Origin of the sequence: Myxococcus sp. CA051A (genome assembly GCF_013336705.1) — a bacterium.
GTDB classification, from domain to species: Bacteria; Myxococcota; Myxococcia; order Myxococcales; family Myxococcaceae; genus Myxococcus; species Myxococcus llanfairpwllgwyngyllgogerychwyrndrobwllllantysiliogogogochensis.
In genome coordinates, this window is sequence record NZ_JABUMS010000018.1 from 144,289 (window position 1) to 163,521 (window position 19,233).

12 protein-coding genes and 1 pseudogene are annotated in these 19,233 nt (G+C 68.4%); 10 read left to right on the forward strand and 3 right to left on the reverse strand.

The annotated features are described in order from the left end of the window. Positions 1-86 precede the first annotated feature (86 nt). The 3 genes from HUA74_RS37035 (at position 87) to HUA74_RS37045 (ending at position 4,633) form a co-directional block, all read left to right on the forward strand. Positions 87-2,504, forward strand: coding sequence for a DEAD/DEAH box helicase (locus tag HUA74_RS37035; protein WP_254625426.1), 2,418 nt, complete (start codon positions 87-89; stop codon positions 2,502-2,504). A 15-nt stretch (positions 2,505-2,519) separates the two neighbouring features. Then, positions 2,520-4,040 carry a ribonuclease H-like domain-containing protein gene (locus HUA74_RS37040; RefSeq protein WP_174458357.1) on the forward strand — a complete coding sequence of 507 codons (1,521 nt, stop codon included), beginning with the start codon at positions 2,520-2,522 and terminating at the stop codon, positions 4,038-4,040. Positions 4,041-4,150: 110 nt separating this feature from the next. Beyond that, on the forward strand, positions 4,151-4,633 hold the full coding sequence (locus HUA74_RS37045) for a peptidylprolyl isomerase (RefSeq protein WP_141649092.1): 483 nt from the start codon (positions 4,151-4,153) through the stop codon (positions 4,631-4,633). Positions 4,634-4,741: 108 nt separating this feature from the next. Here the strand turns inward: HUA74_RS37045 and HUA74_RS37050 are convergent, their stop codons facing one another. The 3 genes from HUA74_RS37050 to HUA74_RS37060 all read right to left on the reverse strand — a co-directional run bounded on the left by HUA74_RS37050 (position 4,742) and on the right by HUA74_RS37060 (position 8,551). Further along, a complete protein-coding gene (locus tag HUA74_RS37050; RefSeq protein ID WP_254614779.1) occupies positions 4,742-5,749 on the reverse strand; it encodes a hypothetical protein in 1,008 nt (335 codons plus the stop codon). A 59-nt stretch (positions 5,750-5,808) separates the two neighbouring features. Beyond that, positions 5,809-6,711, reverse strand: a complete 903-nt coding sequence (locus HUA74_RS37055) for a bile acid:sodium symporter family protein (RefSeq protein WP_141646594.1) — start codon at positions 6,709-6,711, stop codon at positions 5,809-5,811. Positions 6,712-6,925: 214 nt separating this feature from the next. Then, positions 6,926-8,551 (reverse strand): M28 family metallopeptidase, encoded by a 1,626-nt coding sequence (locus HUA74_RS37060; RefSeq protein ID WP_174458358.1) that lies wholly within the window; start codon positions 8,549-8,551, stop codon positions 6,926-6,928. Between the two features lie 150 nt (positions 8,552-8,701). On the opposite strand from HUA74_RS37060, the gene tesB reads away from it, so the two are divergent. From tesB to HUA74_RS37095, 7 genes and pseudogenes are all read left to right on the forward strand, one after another. Then, the gene (gene tesB / locus HUA74_RS37065; RefSeq protein ID WP_174458359.1) at positions 8,702-9,577 is read left to right on the forward strand and encodes an acyl-CoA thioesterase II; all 876 of its coding nucleotides are present in this window, start codon (positions 8,702-8,704) and stop codon (positions 9,575-9,577) included. Positions 9,578-9,720: 143 nt separating this feature from the next. Next, positions 9,721-10,416: a glutamine amidotransferase gene (locus tag HUA74_RS37070; protein ID WP_141646595.1), complete on the forward strand. Its 696-nt coding sequence runs from the start codon at positions 9,721-9,723 to the stop codon at positions 10,414-10,416. Positions 10,417-10,676: 260 nt separating this feature from the next. Further along, complete coding sequence (locus HUA74_RS37075) at positions 10,677-11,201, forward strand: PDC sensor domain-containing protein (RefSeq protein ID WP_254625427.1); 525 nt, start codon at positions 10,677-10,679, stop codon at positions 11,199-11,201. A gap of 18 nt (positions 11,202-11,219) precedes the next feature. Then, on the forward strand, positions 11,220-13,112 hold the full coding sequence (locus HUA74_RS37080; protein ID WP_174458361.1) for a methyl-accepting chemotaxis protein: 1,893 nt from the start codon (positions 11,220-11,222) through the stop codon (positions 13,110-13,112). Between the two features lie 145 nt (positions 13,113-13,257). Continuing rightward, the gene (locus HUA74_RS37085) at positions 13,258-15,654 is read left to right on the forward strand and encodes a hypothetical protein (RefSeq protein ID WP_174458362.1); all 2,397 of its coding nucleotides are present in this window, start codon (positions 13,258-13,260) and stop codon (positions 15,652-15,654) included. A 114-nt stretch (positions 15,655-15,768) separates the two neighbouring features. After that, on the forward strand, positions 15,769-18,195 hold the full coding sequence (locus HUA74_RS37090; protein WP_174458363.1) for a hypothetical protein: 2,427 nt from the start codon (positions 15,769-15,771) through the stop codon (positions 18,193-18,195). A 310-nt stretch (positions 18,196-18,505) separates the two neighbouring features. Continuing rightward, a pseudogene (locus HUA74_RS37095) lies at positions 18,506-19,233 on the forward strand (endopeptidase); the annotation flags it as partial.

The window sequence follows — 19,233 nt, forward strand, 5'->3', positions numbered from 1 at the left end:
GGCGCACCCTAGCCGAGCGCCGTCCCGCGCGCCCTGGGCGCGTTCGCGTTGTCCGGGCGGGTACACGCCTGTACAGTGCCCGACCCATGAAGTTCGAGAAGGAAGAAGGGGCCTTTGGTGGCCCCCGCCGCACCCCCTGGAACGCCCCCCGGGGCCTGGACACCGTGCTTCAGCAGTGGAAGGCGGACAAGGGGCTGGGGCCCTGCTTCTCGCTCGACGAGGCGACGCCCGCCCGGGTGGGCTCCTTCGCCCCCATCCCCGACGAGGTGGCCCCCCAGGTCCGCGAGGCCCTTCGCCAGCGGGGCGTCGAGCAGCTCTTCTCCCATCAGGCCGAGGCCTTCCGCCTGGCCCGCGCCGGCAAGAACCTGGTCATTGCTACGCCAACGGCCTCCGGCAAGAGCCTCTGCTACAACCTGCCGCTGTTGGATCGCTTCGCGCGGGAGCCGCAGGCACGGGCCCTGTACCTGTTTCCCACCAAGGCGCTGTCGAGAGACCAGGAAGAGTCCCTGCGCGCGTTCATGCGCGAGGCGGGGCTGTCCCACGGCGCCATCACCTTCGACGGCGACACTCCGGCGGATGCGCGTCGAGCGGCTCGGGAGCGCGGGGGCGTCCTTCTCACCAACCCGGACATGCTGCATACGGGCATCCTCCCGCATCACGCGAGCTGGGCGCGCCTGTTCTCCAACCTGCGCTACGTCGTCATCGACGAGCTGCACACGTACCGCGGTGTCTTCGGCTCGCATCTGGCCAACGTCCTGCGCCGGCTGCGACGCGTGGCGCGCTTCCATGGCTCGGACCCGGTGTTCATCGCGGCCTCGGCCACCATTGGCAATCCCCAGGCACATGCACGGCGGATGCTCGGGACTGACGTCGAGCTCGTCTCGGAGAGCGGCGCCCCGTCCGGAGAGCGGCGGGTCATGGTCTTCAACCCGCCCGTGGTCAACGCGGAGCTGGGCATCCGCGCCAGCTATCTGAAGACGTCGGTGCGTCTGACGGCGGACCTGGTGCGCGCGGGCGTGTCCACGCTGCTGTTCGGCCAGTCGCGCAACAACATCGAGGTGATGCTCAAGTACCTGCGGGACAGGTTCGTCGAGGAGAAGTTGGACCCGTCGCTCATCCAGGGCTACCGGGGCGGCTACCTGCCGGGCACGCGCAGGGCCACGGAGGCGGCGCTGCGCGCGGGTGACGTGCGCTGTGTCGTCGCCACCAACGCGCTGGAGCTGGGCATCGACATCGGCTCGCTGGATGCGGTGGTGTGCGCGGGCTACCCAGGCTCGGTCGCCGCGCTGATGCAGCGCTTCGGTCGAGCGGGGCGTCGAGGCGCGGGCAGCCTGGCCCTGCTCGTGACGTCGAGTGCCCCGCTGGACCAGTACCTCGCGGCGGACCCGCGTTTCCTCATCGGCGCGCCGGTGGAGCATGCGCGCATCGACCCGGACAACGTGGAGATTCTCGTCCAGCACCTCAAGTGCGCCTCCTTCGAGCTGCCCTTCGAGGAGGGCGAGCCCTTCGGGGACGTGCCGCCGGAGTCCACGGCGGAGGCGCTGGGGTTCCTCGCGCAGCACGAGGTGGTGCATCCGACGGCCGGGGAGGGTGGCCGGCGCGTGTTCCACTGGTCTTCGGATGCGTACCCGGCCAACCACGTGTCCCTGCGCAGCGTGGGCTGGGACAACGTCGTCATCATCGAGCGCGGCACGGACCGGACGCTGGCGGAGATGGACTTCCGCTCGGCGCACACGATGCTGCACGAGCAGGCCATCTACCAGCACGAGGGTGAGCAGTATCAGGTCGAGCAGTTCGACTACGACAACCACAAGGCCTTCGTCCGCAAGGTGGCGCCGGACTACTTCACGGACGCGATGACGTACGTGCGCGTGAATGTCATCCAGGAGGACCAGAGCGCGCCCATGGGCCCGGAGCTCCAGGCCGGCATGGGCGAGGTGAGCGTCATCGAGAAGGTGGTGGGCTACAAGAAGATCAAGTACCACACGCATGAGAACGTCGGTTACGGCGACGTGGCGCTCCCGGAGATGCAGATGCACACCACGTCGCTCTGGCTGACGGTGCCGGAGTCGGTGGTGCGCTCGATGAATTCACCGCGCCCGGCCGTCATCGACGCGCTCCGCGGCGTGGCCACCGCGCTGCGGACCGTGGCGTGCGTGGGGTTGATGATCGACCCGAGGGACGTGGGCAAGACGCTCGGCAGCCGCGACGACGCGGACGGGCCTCCGCGCAAGGACGGTGGCGTGGGGTTCGACCCCACCATCTTCCTCTACGACAACGTGCCCGGCGGCGTGGGCCTGGCCGCGCGGCTGTTCGACCAGCGGGACGAGCTGCTCGTGCGCGCGCGGCGCCTGCTGGAGTCCTGCGCTTGCGAGGAGGGTTGCCCTGCCTGCATCGGTCCCGCCTCGGGCGTCATGCCCGGACAGGCTCCGGTGGATCCGCATCCGCGCAAGCGACTGGGGCTGGAGCTCCTGTCGGTGCTCGGTATCGCTGGCGTGCAGTAGACGGAGACCCGGCGCGTGGACCTCAAGCGAAAGCTGGCGCGACTGACGGGGGTAGGCCCGGGAGGCAAGCCCGCGACGAATCGCGTGGCCACGCTGCCCGAGCCTCCTCCTCGCGCGGAGGACCTGGCGCGAGTCGATGGGCCGCCTGTCACGCCCGTCGATGGTGTGACCTCGGAGGCTTCGTCACCCACAAGTCCGCCCGAAGACGGCGCGGCCACGGCGCGGCGGGGTGTCCCAGAGGCTCCGTCGGACACCGAGCCCTCCTCTCCGAAGGACCCTCGCATCGAGGCCCTCCGGCGGATGCTCGCGGACTGGTCCGAGCGTCAGGGGCAGACGGCCGCGCGCCGAGGCCCGGCTCCCGCGAAGCCTCGTCCGGGACCGCTTCCCGTCATCCCCCAGGAGACGCCGCACGGGACGGTCCATGTGTCGGAGACCCTGCTGTCCTCGGAGCATCGGCATGGCACCGCGCCTGTGGCCGGGGCGCTGGATGTCGAGGGGGCCCTGGTCGCCCGGCTCGCGCTGCACGAGGAGCTGGCGGGGGTGGACTTCCAGCGGATGCTCTTCCTGGACACGGAGACCACGGGGCTCGCCGGCGGCACCGGCACCGTGCCCTTCCTCGTGGGGCTCGCGTGGTTCGAGGGCCGCTCGCTGCGCGTCCACCAGCTCTTCCTGCGCAAGCTGGGCGAGGAGGCCCCCATGCTGCGCGTGCTCGCCGCGCGCATGGCCATGTCGTCGTGCCTGGTCACCTTCAACGGCAAGAGCTTCGACTGGCCGCTCTTGCGCACGCGCTTCGTGCTCAACCGCGTCGCGACGCCCCCGGAGCTGCCGCACCTGGACCTGCTGCACTGCGCTCGCCGCGTCTTCAAGCACCGGGGGGCGGGCACGCGCCTGGTCCACGTGGAGGAGCAGGTGCTCGGACACCGCCGCGTCGACGACGTGGACGGCTCGCTGATTCCGGAGCTGTACTTCCGCTATCTGCGCGGCGGGGACGGCTCGGCGCTGACGCCCGTGTTGGAGCACAACGCCAACGACTTGCTCCTGTTGGCCGCGCTCCTGGGAGAACTGGTGCGCCGCTTCCGGGCAGGGGACGGCACCGCCGTGCTCCCTGGTGAGGACCCCCGGGATCTCCTGGGCTTCGCGGGAGTCGCGCTCCGGGCGGGAGACCATGCTCGGGCGCGGGCCTTCGCCCAGGCGGCGACGGGTGGCTCCGGCACGGTGGGGGTGGAGGCCCATGCCCTGGCATCCCGGCTGGCCCGCATGGCGGGGGAGCCCCTCGTCGCGGCCGAACACCTGCTCCAGGCCCTGGTCACGGCTCGAGGATTCCAGGCGGCGACGCTGCACCTGGAACTCACCAAGCTGTACGAGCACTCCCTCAAGGACCTCGCGGGCGCGCTGAGCCACGCGCGCTTGTCGGCGGCGGCGGAGTTGCCGGAAGACCACCGGCGCCGCATCGTTCGTCTGGAGGGTCGCATCGAGCGGAGTACTCGGAGCCGCGCGCTGGACCTGAGTGCCCGACCACCGCGCTCAGGCCCCTGAAAACCCTTGCGTCCGGTTTCGGGCGAGTGGGCTCGCTCCCATGCCCACCCGCAGGTCGACCGAGCACATGATGGGAGCGTTGGACCCCGGCCTGCGCTAAGAGAGGCGCCATGAAAATCACGAAGGACAGTGTCGTCTCCATCGACTTCCGGCTCCACCTTGGCGATGGGAAGATGGTGGACGAGAGCGAGCCTGGAGATCCGCTCGTCTATCTGCAGGGCCACGAGGAGGTCGTCCCCGGTCTGGAGAAGGCCCTGGAGGGCAAGGCCAAGGGGGACTCCCTGTCAGTGGTCATCCCCCCCGAGGATGGTTACGGGCCGCATGACCCCGAAGGCATCGAGGAAGTTCCCCGGGGAGAGTTCCCGGAGGGCCTGGAGCTGACCGAGGGCGGCATCCTGACCGCCACGGACCCCGAGGGGGACGAGGTGGACTTCCTCATCAAGGAGATTCGCGGCGACACCGTGGTGGTGGACTACAACCACCCGCTCGCCGGCAAGACGCTGCACTTCGACGTCACCGTGCGCGAGGTCCGCGCCGCGACGGCCGAGGAGCTGGAGCACGGCCACGCGCACGGCCCGGACGACGCCCACTGACAACCCGGGCGGGAAGGACGGGCCTTCCGGCCCTTGCTTCCCACCCGTTCCGCGAGGCCACGCGGTGTGGCCTCGCGAGCGGTTCCTGCTCAGCGCGGCTGGGACGACTTAGCGCCCGCCCAGCAGGTCCGAGTTGAAGGCGAACCCGAGGAGCATGAACGGCATGGCCTCCTGCCGGCTCGGGTGCTTCAGGTACCAGGCCACCATGCCGAGCACCGTGGGGCGGTTGAACATGGTCCCCTCGTCGGTGTTGAAGGCATACGAGGCGACCGGGCCCACGCGCATGTGGCTGTTGTCGACGGTGGTGTTGCCGGAGACGCCCTGGTCCTCGTTGTAACGGGGCCAGACGGCGCTGAAGCGCGCCCCCACCATCCACTGCCCGGACAGGTAGACGACGTCCGAGTCGTTGGTGAAGACCCAGCCCTTGCCGGCCAGAAGCGAGTCCAGCATCGGGTCGTAGAACGTCGTCGCGCCATCGCGCAGCGTCAGGTTCCAGTACTCCAGGCTGAACTTGGCGCGCACCGCGATGGGGCCGACCTTCGCCTGGAGCGTCGGCTCCACCAGGAAGTGGTGGCCGCTGGTGCTGTAGGCGTTGTCCTCGCGCAGGTCCAGGGCGTCATCCGAGAAGTCCTGCAGCGGGTTCGGATACGACTGGAGGAAGCCCATGGTGCCCAGGAAGCGCGTGTACTCGTAGCTGGCGCGCACGTTGAGCAGGGCGATGGGCTGGATTTCGAACTGCGGGCCCACCTTGAGCGAGGCGGGGTTGGCCTTGATGAGGGCCGCGGCGTTGACGAACGTGTCGCGCATCACCGGCGACTCGCTGTCGAACAGCCGCTTCTGGATGACCAGGCGGTTCTGCGTCTCCAGGCCAATGGGGTTGACGCGGAAGAGGTTGAAGCTCGTCAGGTACAACCGGACGTTGGGGATGGGGCGGGGCAGGGGAAGCGGGGACGGCTGATTGGCCGGCGTGACCTCCGGTGGCTGCGGCGTACCCGGCGTCGGAACGTCCGACGGGGTGGGGGTGGCGGCGCTGGGCTGCTGCGCGGCTGCGGGAGACACCAGGCCCAGGCTCAGGCAGAGCGTGCAAAAGGACAGCGATAGACGCTTGAGCATCATCTCGACACTTCCTCGGGAGTGAGGGGGGACCGCGGCGAGGCAGACCGCGGCTCAGCGGTTCAAGAACGACTGGGAGAGGCTTCGGGACTCGTCTGTTCGTCCGTGTGGCGACGCGTCACCGCGTAGCCGAAGATGGCCGCCGTGAAGTACATGACGATGCTGTAGATGGCCGGAGGGATGGCCATGGTCGCGTTGCCGAGCAGCAGCGGACTCATGGCGATGGTCATCGCGAGGATGCCGTTGTGGATGCCAATCTCCATGCCGATGGCCACGGCCTGACGACGCGGCAGGCGGAACAACAGCGGCGTGACGTAGCCGATGGCCATGCTCAGCACGTTGAAGCTCAGCGCGGCCAGCCCCACCTGCTTGAAGTACGCGCCGATGTGCGCGCGCTCCTGGTAGACGGCGGCGGCGATGACGACCGCCAGGAACGCGGCGGACATCAGGCGGATGGGCTTGTCCAGGGACTGGGCGATGCCCGGCTTGCGCGAGCGGATGAGCATGCCGATGCTCACCGGGCCCAGCACGATGATGAAGACCTGGAGCACCTTGGAGAACTGCATGGGGACCGCGCGGTCCTCCCCCATGAAGTGCATCAGTGACAGGTTGACGATGAGGGGCAGGGTGACGAGCGTCAGCGCGCTGTTCACCGCCGTCAGCGTGATGTTGAGGGCGACGTCACCGCGGGCCAGGTGGCTGAAGAGGTTCGCCGTCGCTCCTCCAGGAGACGCCGCGAGCAACATCAGCCCCACCGCCAGCTCGGGTCCCAGGCCGAAGGCATGGGCGATGAGCGCGCAGCCGGCGGGAAGCACCAGCATCTGGCACACGAGCCCCACAATCACCGCTCGCGGGTAGACGATGACGCGCTTGAAGTCCGCGAGCGTCAGCGACAGTCCCAGGCCGAGCATGATGACGGCCAACGACAGTGGAATCAGTACCGCGGTGAATACGTTTGACTGCATTCGCCCCCCGCCAATTTTCGGGCGTTTCGTCGCCCGCGCCGCGCTGATGTCTCAAGTGCAATCAAGCGTGGCGCAAACGGGTGTCTCGCTTCAAGCCACCCCCTGGCGATTTGCGACGACGCGCACTCGGCCATGACGCCGGGCGTCATTCATTTGTCACATCGATGGAAAGCTACACCTGTACGCGTGTTACCAGGGCCGTGCGGGGATGGTGTCACGGATTGCTCAGGGGGGTGTCCTGTTTGCCATCCGGGGTGTTGGTGCGCGCGAAGCGGCGGAAGAAGCTGTTGTCGTTCCAGCGCGGTCGCTCGGGCGCGTTGGCCACGGTGCGCGTCAGGTCGGTGAGCAGCTGGACGAACTTGATGGCGCCGTCCTTGTGGATGGGCTGGCGCAGGTCGTCCGAGGGGGCGTGGTAGTGGCGCGTGTACCAGTCCTTGAAGGTGCGCTCCTCGGGGGAGCCCGGCGCGTAGCCGAACTTGAAGGACAGGGCTGGCACGCCCTGGCGGATGAAGGCGTACTGGTCGCTGCGGATGAAGGTCATGCTGCTGGGGTTGGGGTCGGGCTGGAGCTTCACGCCGTGCGCCGTGGCGACCTCCCGCAGGGGCGCGAGCAGCGTCGATTCGTCCTGGCCGTAGGCCACCACGCGGGTGAAGTCGAACAGCGGCAGGAACATGTCCAGGTTGAAGTTCGCGACGATGGCGTCGCGGGGCACGGTGGGGTGCGCGGCGAAGTAGCGCGAGCCGATCAGCCCCTTCTCCTCACCCGTCACCAGCACGAAGAGGATGGAGCGCTGGGGCTTCTGGGCCTGGAGCGCGCGGGCCACCTCCAGCACGGCGGCCACGCCCGTCGCGTTGTCCATGGCGCCGTTGTAGATGGCGTCGCCGTTGATGGGCGCTCCCACGCCCACGTGGTCCAGGTGCGCGGTGAGGACGACGTACTCCTTGGCCAGCACCGGATCGCTGCCCGGAAGCACGCCCACGACGTTGACGGATGTCACGGGAGTGGAGACCCACTCGGCGCTCGACTGGAGGCGCGTGGGCAGCTCGAAGCGCGGCAGCGGCTTGCTCGCGTCCGCCAGCGCGAGCAGCTCCTTGAACGAGTGCGGGCTTCCGGTGAACAGCTTCTCGGCGTGCTCCGGGTTGAAGGAGACGCTCACCTGGAGGCCGGACGTGTCGTCCAGCGAGGTGTCCGCGAAGTTCATCGCCGGCTGGAGGCGCGACAGGGCGGAGCGGGACCAGGGCGTCTCCATGTTCTTCGGATTCAGGAGCACCACGGCGCCCACGGCGCCCGCCTTCTTCAGCGCCTTGACCCGCTCCGCAGCGGAGCTGTGGTGGGCCCTCAGGGGGCCGGGGATGTGAGCGGGGCCTCCGTAGATGAAGACGGCCAGCTTGCCCTGGAGGTCCACGCCCGCGAAGTCGTCATGGTTCGCCTCCGGGATGGAGAGGCCATGGCCCACGAACACCAGGGGGGCGTCCAGCTGACCCGACTCGCCCTGGCGCGGGGAGATGAGGGCCTCGCGACCGACGACGAGCGGCGTGCGCTTGCCCTCGCGCACCAGCGTCAGCCGCGAGCGCGCATCCACCAGTCGCCTCGACACCAGCGCCACCTCCTGGAGGTAGCCCTCGCCAGCGCCGGGCTTCACGCCGAGGCCCGCAAGCTGCTCGGCCACGTACGCCGCGGCCTCGCGGTGGCCTTCGCTTCCCGTGTCGCGCCCTCGCAGGCGGTCGTCCGCGAGGAACTGGACGTGGCTCCACCAGCGCTTCACTTCGGGGGATGGCTCCGCGGCGGGGGCGAGCGACGGCAGCAGCAACAGCGAGGTCAGCAGGACGGAACGGGGCAAGGGAGCGCTCGCGGGAAGAGGGGAGACTGTTTCCTCAACGGCTGGCGGAGCATGCCATTCCTTCCGCGCCCGGCCAGGGCGTCCTCCGGCGCACGGCGGGCTCACGCGGGGCGAGACAGGCGCGGCCGGGGTCGGCTAGGAGGGGCCTCCATGAGCCGAGTCCTGGACGAACTGCTGGAACTCCTCAAGCTGGAGGTCATCGAGGAGAATCTGTTTCGCGGGAGGAGCCAGGACCTGGGCTTCCGCCAGCTCTTCGGTGGGCAGGTGCTGGGGCAGGCGCTGTCGGCGGCCAGCCAGACGGTGGAGCCCGCGCGGCATGTCCACTCGCTGCATGGCTACTTCCTGCGCCCCGGCGACGCGAGCCTTCCCGTCGTCTACACGGTGGACCGGGTGCGCGACGGCGGAAGCATCAGCACGCGGCGCATCGTCGCCATCCAGAAGGGACAACCCATCTTCACGATGATGGCGTCCTTCCACGGAGACGAGGTCGGTTACGCGCACCAGGCCCCCATGCCGGACGTGCCGCCCCCGGAGAGCCTGCCCACGGACCTGGAGCTGCTGCTGCGTCAGGCGGACAGGATTCCGGCGCGGCTGCGCGAGAAGATCCTCTGCGACAAGCCCATCGAGATGCGACCGGTGGCGTACATGGACCCGTTCAATCCGGTGCCGGACGAGCCGAGCAAGGCGGTGTGGATTCGCGCCGACGGCGAGCTTCCGGAGGACCCCCAGGTCCACAAGTACGTGCTGGCGTACGCGTCCGACTTCAACCTCATCAGCACCGTGCTGCTGCCGCACGCGGCCAGCTTCTTCCAGCCGCAAGTCATCGGCGCGAGCCTGGACCACGCCCTCTGGTTCCATGGTGACCTGAAGGTGAATGACTGGCTGCTCTACGTCATGGACAGCCCGTGGGCGGGCAACGCGCGAGGCCTGGCGCGAGGCTCCGTCTACACGCGCGACGGACGCCTCGTCGCCTCCGTGGCGCAAGAGGGACTGCTGCGCATCCTCAAGGGCGACAAGGCGAAGTAGCGCGGGGGTGCCACCGCTCCGTGAGTGACTCGCGCGGTGATTGCCGCGCGAGGCAGGTCGCGAGCGACGACGTGCGGCACACGCGCCTCGCCCTCGGGATTCCAGGTAGGCTCCGCGCGACGGTGGACACGGAGGTCGTGACGATGCGCGCGGTGGTGTACCAGCACGAGGAGCACGAGGGCGTGGGACTTCTGGGGCCGGCGCTGACGAAGGCGGGCTTCACCCTCGTCAACCGCTTCCGCTCCGCGCGTCACGACGACGTGGACGCGGAGCTGGTGGTGGTGATGGGCGGCCCCATGGGCGTCTACGAGGCGGACCAGCACCCGTTCCTGCGCGAGGAGCTGGCCATCCTCCGCGAGCGACTGGCCAACGAGCGCCCGTCTCTGGGCATCTGCCTGGGCGCGCAGTTGCTCGCCGACGCGGCGGGCGCCGAGGTCTTCGCGGGAAAGAATGGCTTCGAGGTGGGCGTAGGCCCGGTGCGTTGGACCGCGGAGGGCGTGCGCGACACGGTCATCGCCGGCGTGCGCCCCCGCACCGTCGTCGCGCACTGGCATGGTGACACGTACAAGGCCGTGCCCGGCGCCACGCTGCTGGCCTCCACGGACCGCTACGTGCAACAGGCCTTCCGGCTGGGCGCGTCGTTCGGTTTCCAGTTCCATCTGGAGCTGACGGCTCGGGAGATGGGGCGCTGGCTGGAGCTGGGCGCGGAAGACCTTCGCCAGCGCGGCAAGGACCTCGCGGAGCTGAAGGCGCAGCTGCCCAAGCTGGAGTCCGCCGAGCGGGAGAACACCGAGCTGCTCCAGCGGCTCGCGGAGCACTTCGCTCAAACAGTGCGCTGAGGCTCTCGCCGCGCCCTCCGACAGCGCGGCACCTCGCGAGGACCTGGAAATTCGCGGAGGAACTGGGGGCTTTGCCCCTGGGTCCAGATGGCTCCAAGCGAGCGGGTTCGGACCTGGAGGGTGAGGGCCCCTCTGCCTTCCTGTCTCACGGGTGATGTCTCATTCATGTATCGTCTGGCGAATCCGCCGGCGCAGAGGGGGAAGTCAGTCTCGCCGATACAGCGTGCGGATGCGTTGAGGTGGGGATGTGTTGTTTCGGCATGATGCTCACGGTGCTCGCGGGGATGCCCCCGGACGGCATCGCGCAGCTCGAGAAGGTGGAGCGGCTGATGCCGGCGCTCCAGCGGATGGCCGTGGACCCGGAGCTGGTTCAGGCGGTGCTCGCCCAGAACGCGCGCGGGGCTTCACTGGTCTCCATTCGCGCGGATGATGACGCGTGGCTCGCCACTCCGGCGATGACGCCCTTCAAGCAGCGCGTGCTCGACGCCGCCTGCTCACGGGTGCTTGCTCGCCACCGTATCTCCCTGGGCCGCGACAAGGTTGCGGAGGCGTTCGTGATGGATCGCCAGGGCGCGCTGGTGGGCGCCACTCGGCGGACGTCCGATTACTGGCAGGGTGACGAAGACAAGTTCCGGGTGCCGTTCAAGCAGGGGCGGGTGCTGCGCGAGCACCCCTTCTTCGACGAGTCCTCGCAGGCCTACGTCATCCAGGTCTCCCTTCCTGTCCGCGACCGTGGCCGTGTCATCGGCGCCGTCACCGTCGGAATCTCCCTGCTGGACCTCTGAAGACTCACGCGGACCGCCATGCGCCTGCTCGACGCCCTCTCCCTCCGCACCCGCCTGACGCTGGCGGTCTCCCTGCTCACGCTCTTCGCGTTGCTGCCGCTCAACATCCTCGGCCGGCTCTTCATCTCCGACAACCTGCAGGAGCAGATCCACGCGACCTTGAGGGTGGAGGCCCAGGGCCTCAGGGACCTCGTCGAGTCCACGCTGGCGGAGCGCGAGGCCAACGTCCGGAGCTGGTCGGAAGACGCCATCCTCCGCGGCGCGCTGCTCTTCGACACCTTCGACAAGAGCGACGCGGTGCTCGTTGCCCTGGAGAAGCGTCACCCGACCTTCGCGGGCCTCGTGCTCTTCACCGAGGACGGCCGCGCCGTGTCCGCCAGCGAGGCGCGGCTTCGCAAGGCCTACGAGGGACATGAGGGCGAGGTGCGCGCCTCTGCCTGGTTTCGCGCCGCGCTGAACGGGACGCTGGACACCACGGGCTTCACGAAGGTGGACCCGTTCTTCGAGCGGACGGTGCTGCCGCTCGCGGTGCCCGTGCTGAGCCCCATCAGTGGCGCGCGCATCGGTGTGCTCCTGGCCGCCTACGAGTGGAGCCAGGTGGGGCAGGTGGTGGCCCCCGCGCTGGAGCGCTCCCGGGCCCGAGGCCAGCGGAGCTTCGCGCTGGAGATACTCGGCGCGGACGGCATGAGCCTCTTCGACACGCACGAGCGCGACCTCTCGCGTCCCGATGATGTCGTCAGCGTGGAGTCCATCAACGAGAACGCGGTCCGTGACGTCGGCGATGGCTGGCGCTTCGTGGCCACGGTGGACCCGGAGGACGCCTACGCGCCGCTGGAGCAAGCGAGCAGGGGGGCCATCGCCCTGACGGTGCTCTCGCTTGTCGTCGCGGGCGTGGGGGGCTGGCTCCTGGCGCGCGGGGCCACCGGCCCCATCGCCCGGCTGAGCGAAGTGGTGGGCCGCGTCGTGCGCGAGGGCGACCTCACCCAGCACGTGGAGGTGTCCAGCCGCCGCGACGAGGTGGGGCAGTTGGCCGCCTCCTTCTCCCAGATGATGGAGCACCTGCGCGAGTCCACGCGTGGCCTCCAGCAGGGCACCAAGGTGTTGGGACAGACGGTGGCGGAGCTCACCGCCGCCGCCGCGCAGCAGGAGCGCACCCTGACGAAGCAGGCCGCGGCCCTCCAGGAGACGCAGGTGACGGCCCAGGAGATCAAGCAGACGTCACTGATGGCCGCCGAGCGCTCCCAGGCCGTGCTCGGCGTCACCGCGCGAGCCCGCGAGGTGGGGCGCTCCGGCGAGGCCACCGTCTCCGCGAGTCTCCAGGGATTCGAACAACTGCGTGAGCAGGTGGGCCGCGTGGCCGACAGCATCTCCGCCCTCAACGAGCGCACCCAGCAGATTGGCGGCATCACCCAGACGGTGAAGGACCTGGCGGACCAGTCCAACATGCTCGCGCTCAACGCGGCCATCGAGGCCGTTCGCTCCGGCGAGCATGGCAAGGGCTTCAGCGTGGTGGCGCGCGAGATTCGCAGCCTCGCGGACCAGTCCATCACCTCCACTGCCCGCGTGCGGGAGATCCTCGAGGACATCCGCCAGTCCATCCAGGGCTCCGTCACGCTGGCCGTGCAGAGCCAGGGCAGCGCTGAAACCGGATTGGACCAGGTCCGTGCCAGCGGCGACAGCCTCCGCGAGCTGACCGGCATCATCCAGGACAACGCCTCCGCCGCTCAGCAGATCGCCGCCGCCGTGACGCAGCAGAACGCCGGCGTCGCCCAGATCTTCATCGCCGTGACGGACCTGTCCCGGATGATGGAAGAGTCCATGCAGGGTTTGCAGAGCGCTCAGCGGATTACCGCGTCGCTGCGTGACGTGGCCGCACGGATGGAGACGGTGGCGGCCACATACCGCGTCTAGTCATTGTTGAGGGGGTAACACTCACAGTGGTTTGCGGGAGCGCACTCCAAGTAAACATGAATTATGCGCAACCCGGGGATTCCTGGAGCCATTCCGGTTCCCTGGAGTCCCCGTTCCGTTGGTCCTTCATCTGAAGGAGCACCGCATGCGCAGCGTCGTGAAAGCCGCCGTATTCATGGCAGTGATGGCGACGTCCCAGGCGTGGGGATTCGACCCCCCCGCCGCACCCCCCAAGGGCTCACTGGCGAGCCAGGCGTTCTTCAAGCCTGAGCTGTCGCTGGCCAGTGGTCAGGTGCCTCTGAACGAGGCCCTGCCCAAGCTGAGCCCTGATGTGGCGAAGGTCTGGGACGACTTCTTCGCTCGTAACGGGAACAACTTCGAGATCTACGTCGACTCCGTCACGGGTACCGCAGCAAACATCCAGGGCGCCATTCCGCTCATCCCGGGCAATGGCGTGGGCAACAAGCTGACGCTGGGCAGCCTGGGCAGGCAGCTCGGGCGTTCGGTGGACAAGGTGGATGGCGGCGTCGTCGCCGACCTCGTCTACAAGTTCGTGGAGGCCAACCGCGACGCGGTGGGCGTGGACATGCTCCAACTGGGCCAGGCCCGGGTGGATCAGATCACCCCGGACCTGTGGCAGGTCTCCATCGTCCAGCAGCACCAGGGCATCCCCGTCCGGTATGGACGGCTGGCGGCCACCATCAGCCACGGTAACCTGATTCTGCTGGGCACCGAGTCGTGGACGAACGTGGGGCTCTCGCCCATGCCGCTGGTGGACGCGGACCGGGCGATGGTCGTCGCGCACGAGCGCTTCGGCCTCTACGAGAGCCCGGCCGACGTCTGGCAGGCGCCCAAGCTGGAGGTCGCGCCGGTCTCCGTTCCGGGCGCGGGCTTCGGCAAGGGCATGGGCCACCAGCTCGTGTGGACGTACGGCTTCCAGCTCCAGAACGAGAGCGAGCGCTGGAAGGTGACGGTGGATGCCGCCACCGGTGACGTGCTCGCACTGGAGGACGACAACCACTACTTCGACCAGTCGGTGAAGGGCGGCGTCTACCCGTTCACCAACACGGGTTCGCCCCCGGGTTGCCCGGCGGGCTCGTTCTGCGGCGTCCTGCAGCCCAACTACCCCATGCCCTGGGCCAACGTCGGGACGAACGTCTTCACGGACGGCTACGGCGTTTACGACTACACGGCCGGGACGACGACCACGACACTCGCGGGCCGCTACATCCGGATCGTCGACACGTGCGGCGCCATCAGCGGCACCGGCACGGGCAACATCAACTTCGGGAACGGAACCGTCACGTGCCCCACGCCCACGAGCGGCAACACCGCGGCGACCCGCAGCGCGTTCTATGAGCTGAACCGCATCAAGGAGCTGGCCCGTGGCTGGCTGCCCACCAACGCGTGGCTGCAGGCGTCCATGACGGCCAACGTCAACATCAACAACACCTGCAACGCCTTCTGGAACGGCTCCACGGTCAACTTCTACCGCAGTGGTGGTGGCTGCCGGAACACGGGTGAGATTGGCGCCGTGTTCGACCACGAGTGGGGCCACGGCATGGACGACAACGACACGGCCGGCACGCTGAGCAACTCCAGCGAGGCCTACGCCGACATCGCGTCCATGTACCGCCTGCCGTTCAACCCCGCCGCCACTCCCACCAGCGGCCAGTCTCCCGCGTCGTGCGTGGGCTACGGCTTCTTCCAGACCCTCAACAATGGTTGCGGCATGACGGCGGATGGGACGGGTTACAACGTGAACGAGGCGCAGGCGGGGGCCGCGTGGTGCGCGACCAACTGCTCGGGTGTCCGCGACGCTGACTACGCGGCCCACAACCCGCCGACGCCCACCACGCCGCAGAACTTCGTCTGCCCCCGCTGCTCCACCGGCACGGGGCCGTGCGGCCGGCAGACGCACTGCGCCGCGTCTCCGGTGCGTCAGGCGGCGTGGGACTTCATCGCCCGCGACCTGCGGTCCGCTCCGTTCAACTACGACTGGAACACGGCCCAGAACATCGGCAACAAGGTGTTCTACCAGGGCAGCGGCAACATCGGCTCGTGGCACGCCTGCAACTGCACCGCGGGCACGTCGGATGGCTGCGCGGCCACCAACGGCTACAAGCAGTGGCTGGCTGCGGATGACGACAACGGCAACATCAACGATGGCACGCCGCACATGACGGCCATCTACGCCGCGTTCAACCGCCACAACATCGCCTGTGCCACGCCGGTGGCTGTGAACAGCGGCTGTACGGGCGGCCCGACGGCGGCGCCGACCGTTTCGGTGACGCCGGCCACGGGTCAGGTGTCGCTGAGCTGGGGCGCCGTCAGCGGCGCGACGCAGTACTGGGTGATGAAGTCCGACGGCATCAACGGCTGCACGTACGGCAAGGCCCGCGCGGCCACCGTGACGGGCACCAGCTACGTGGACACCGAGGTGCTCACCGGCCACAACACCTGCTACTCGGTGGTGGCCGCGGGCAGCAGCGCCGCCTGCTACGGCGCGTCCAGCACCTGCACCTGCGTGAGCCCGCTGTAGTCCGGCGGCTCACCGGGACATCACCGGCACGGCGGGAGCGCGCTGGAGTGGGGCGCTCCCGCGGTTGACGGCAAGTGGTTCCGAGGCGGCCTTCTCCATGGAGGCCGCCTCTTCATGCTGATTCCGTGTGACGCGAAGGAGCACGACATGCACAGCGTCGTGAAAGCCGCCGTATGTATGGCAGTGATGGCGACGTCCCAGGCGTGGGGATTCGCCCCCCCCGCCGCACCCCCCAAGGGCTCACTGGCGAGCCAGGCGTTCTTCAAGCCTGAGCTGTCGTTGGCCAGTGGTCAGGTGCCTCTGAACGAGGCCCTGCCCAAGCTGAGCCCCGATGTGGCGAAGGTCTGGGACGACTTCTTCGCTCGTAACGGGAACAACTTCGAGATCTACGTCGACTCCGTCACGGGCACCGCAGCGAACATCCAGGGCGCCGTTCCACTCATCCCGGGCAAGGGCGTGGGCAACAAGCTGACGCTGGGCAACCTTGGCAGACAGCTCGGGCGTTCGGTGGACAATGTGGATGGCGTCGTCGTCGTCGACCTCGTCTACAAGTTCGTGGAGGCCAACCGCGACGCGGTGGGCGTGGACATGCTCCAACTGGGCCAGGCCCGGGTGGATCAGATCACCCCGGACCTGTGGCAGGTCTCCATCGTGCAGCAGTACCAGGGCGTGCCGGTCCGGTATGGGCGACTGGCGGCCACCATCAGTCACGGTAACCTGATTCTGCTGGGCACCGAGTCGTGGGCCAACGTGGAGATTGCCCCCATGTCGCTGGTGGACGCGGACCGGGCGATGGTCGTCGCGCACGAGCGCTTCGGCCTCTATGAGAGCCCGGCCGCCGTCTGGCAGGCGCCCACGCTGGAGGTCGCGCCGGTCTCCATTCCGGGCGCGGGCTTCGGCAAGGGCCTGGGCCACGAACTGGTGTGGACGTACGGCTTCCAACTCCAGGATGAGCATGAGCGCTGGAAGGTGACAGTGGATGCGGTCACCGGTGAAGTGCTCGCGCTTGAGGACGACAACCACTACGCCTCGGTCAACGGTGGTGTCTATCCGTACACCAACACGGGCGTGCCCTCGCCATGCACCGCGGGCTCGTTCTGCGGCTCGATGCAGCTGCGCTACCCCATGCCCTGGGCCGATGTCGCGCCGGGTGTCTTCGCGGATGGCTATGGGGTGTTCAGTCCTCCCCAAATCGCGACCACGACGCTGACGGGCCGCTACCTTCGCGTCGTTTCCACCTGTCCACTCAGCGTCAGCGCCACGGGCCCGGGGGGCGACATCTCTCTGGGGATAGTCGATGGTGTTTGCGGAACTCCCGACGGTGGAAACACCAGGGCGACCCGCACCGCGTTCTACGAGCTGAACCGCATCAAGGAACTCGCCCGTGGCTGGCTGCCCACCAATGCGTGGCTGCAGGCGTCCATGACGGCGAACGTCAACATCAACAACACCTGCAACGCCTTCTGGAACGGCTCCACGGTCAACTTCTACCGCAGCGGCGGTGGCTGCCGGAACACGGGTGAGATTGGCGCCGTGCTCGACCATGAGTGGGGCCACGGCATGGACGACAACGACACGGCCGGCACGCTGAGCAACTCCAGCGAGGCCTACGGTGACATCGCGGCCATGTACCGCCAGCCGTTCAACCCCGCATCCACAGCGACCACCGGCAGGTCACCTGCCTCGTGCGTGGGGTACGGCTTCTTCCAGACCCTCAACAATGGTTGCGGGATGACGGCGGATGGGACGGGCTACAACGTGACCGAGGCGCAGACCGGGGCCGCGTGGTGCGCGACCAATTGCTCGGGCGTCCGCGATGCCGACTACGCGGTCCACAACCCGCCGACGCCCACCACGCCGCAGAACTTCGTCTGCACCCGCTGTTCCAACGGCACGGGCCCGTGCAGCCGGCAGGTGCATTGCGCCGGGTCTCCAGTACGTCAGGCGGCGTGGGACTTCGTCGCCCGCGACCTCCAGCTCCCTCCGTTCAACTACGACTGGAACACGGCGCAGAACATCGGCAACAAGGTGTTCTACCAGGGCAGTGGCAACGTCGGCTCATGGCACGCCTGCAACTGCACCGCGGGTACGTCGGATGGCTGCGGGGCCACCAACGGCTACAAGCAGTGGCTGGCAGCGGATGATGACAACGGCAACATCAACGATGGCACGCCGCACATGACGGCCATCCACGCCGCGTTCAGCCGCCACAACATCGCCTGTTCTACGCCCGCGCCGGTGAACAGCGGATGTACGGGTGGCCCGACGGCGGCGCCCACTGTCACCGTGATACCGACCGCTGAACAGGTCTCTCTGAGCTGGAGCCCCATCAGCGGCGCGACACAGTACTGGGTGATGAAGTCGGACGGCGTCAACGGCTGCACGTACGGCAAGGCGCGCGTCGCCACCGTGACGATCACCAGCTACGTGGACACCGAGGTGCTCACCGGCCACAACACCTGCTACTCGGTGATGGCCGCGGGCAGCAGCGCCGCCTGCTACGGCGCGTCCAGCACCTGCACCTGCGCGAGCCCGCTGTAGTCCATCGCGGCGCCCCAGGGCGTCGGCGCGGAGGGGGCACGCTGAAAAGGTGCTCCCCACCGTTGACGGCGCATTCATTCGAGGTGGCTTCCCTGCAGGAGAGGCCACCTCGTGGGTTCGCACTTCCGCACCTGGCCAATGCTGAGTCCTGTTGGTCCTTCATCTGAAGGAGCACTGCATGCGCAGCGTCTTGAAAGCCGCCGTATGTATGGCAGTGATGGCGACGTCCCAGGCGTGGGGATTCACCCCCCCCGCCACTCCTCCGAAGGGCTCACTGGCAAGTCAGGCGTTCTTCACGCCTGAGCTGTCCTTGGCCAGTGGGCAAGTGCCGCTCAAAGAGGCCCTGCCCAAGCTGAGCCCGGATGTAGCGAAGGTCTGGGACGACTTCTTCGCTCGCAACGGGAACAACTTCGAGATCTACGTCGACTCCGTCACGGGCACCACGGCGAACATCCAGGGCGCCGTTCCGCTCATCCCGGGCAATGGCGTGGGAAACAAGCTGACGCTGGGCAGCCTGGGCAGACAGCTCGGGCGTTCGGTGGACAAGGTGGATGGCGTCGTCGTCGTCGACCTCGTCTACAAGTTCGTGGAGGCCAACCGCGCTGCGGTGGGCGTGGACATGCTCCAACTGGGCCAGGCCCGGGTGGATCAGATCACCCCGGACCTGTGGCAGGTCTCCATCGTCCAGCAGCACCAGGGCGTGCCGGTCCGGCATGGACGGCTGGCGGCCACCATCAGCCACGGTAACCTGATTCTGCTGGGCACCGAGTCGTGGACGAACGTGGCGCTCTCGCCCATGCCGCTGGTGGACGCGGACCGGGCGATGGTCGTCGCGCACGAACGCTTCGGCCTCTATGAGAGCCCGGCCGCCGTCTGGCAGGCGCCCACGCTGGAGGTCGCGCCGGTCTCCATTCCGGGCGCGGGCTTCGGCAAGGGCCTGGGCCACGAACTGGTGTGGACGTACGGCTTCCAACTCCAGGATGAGCATGAGCGCTGGAAGGTGACAGTGGATGCGGTCACCGGTGAAGTGCTCGCGCT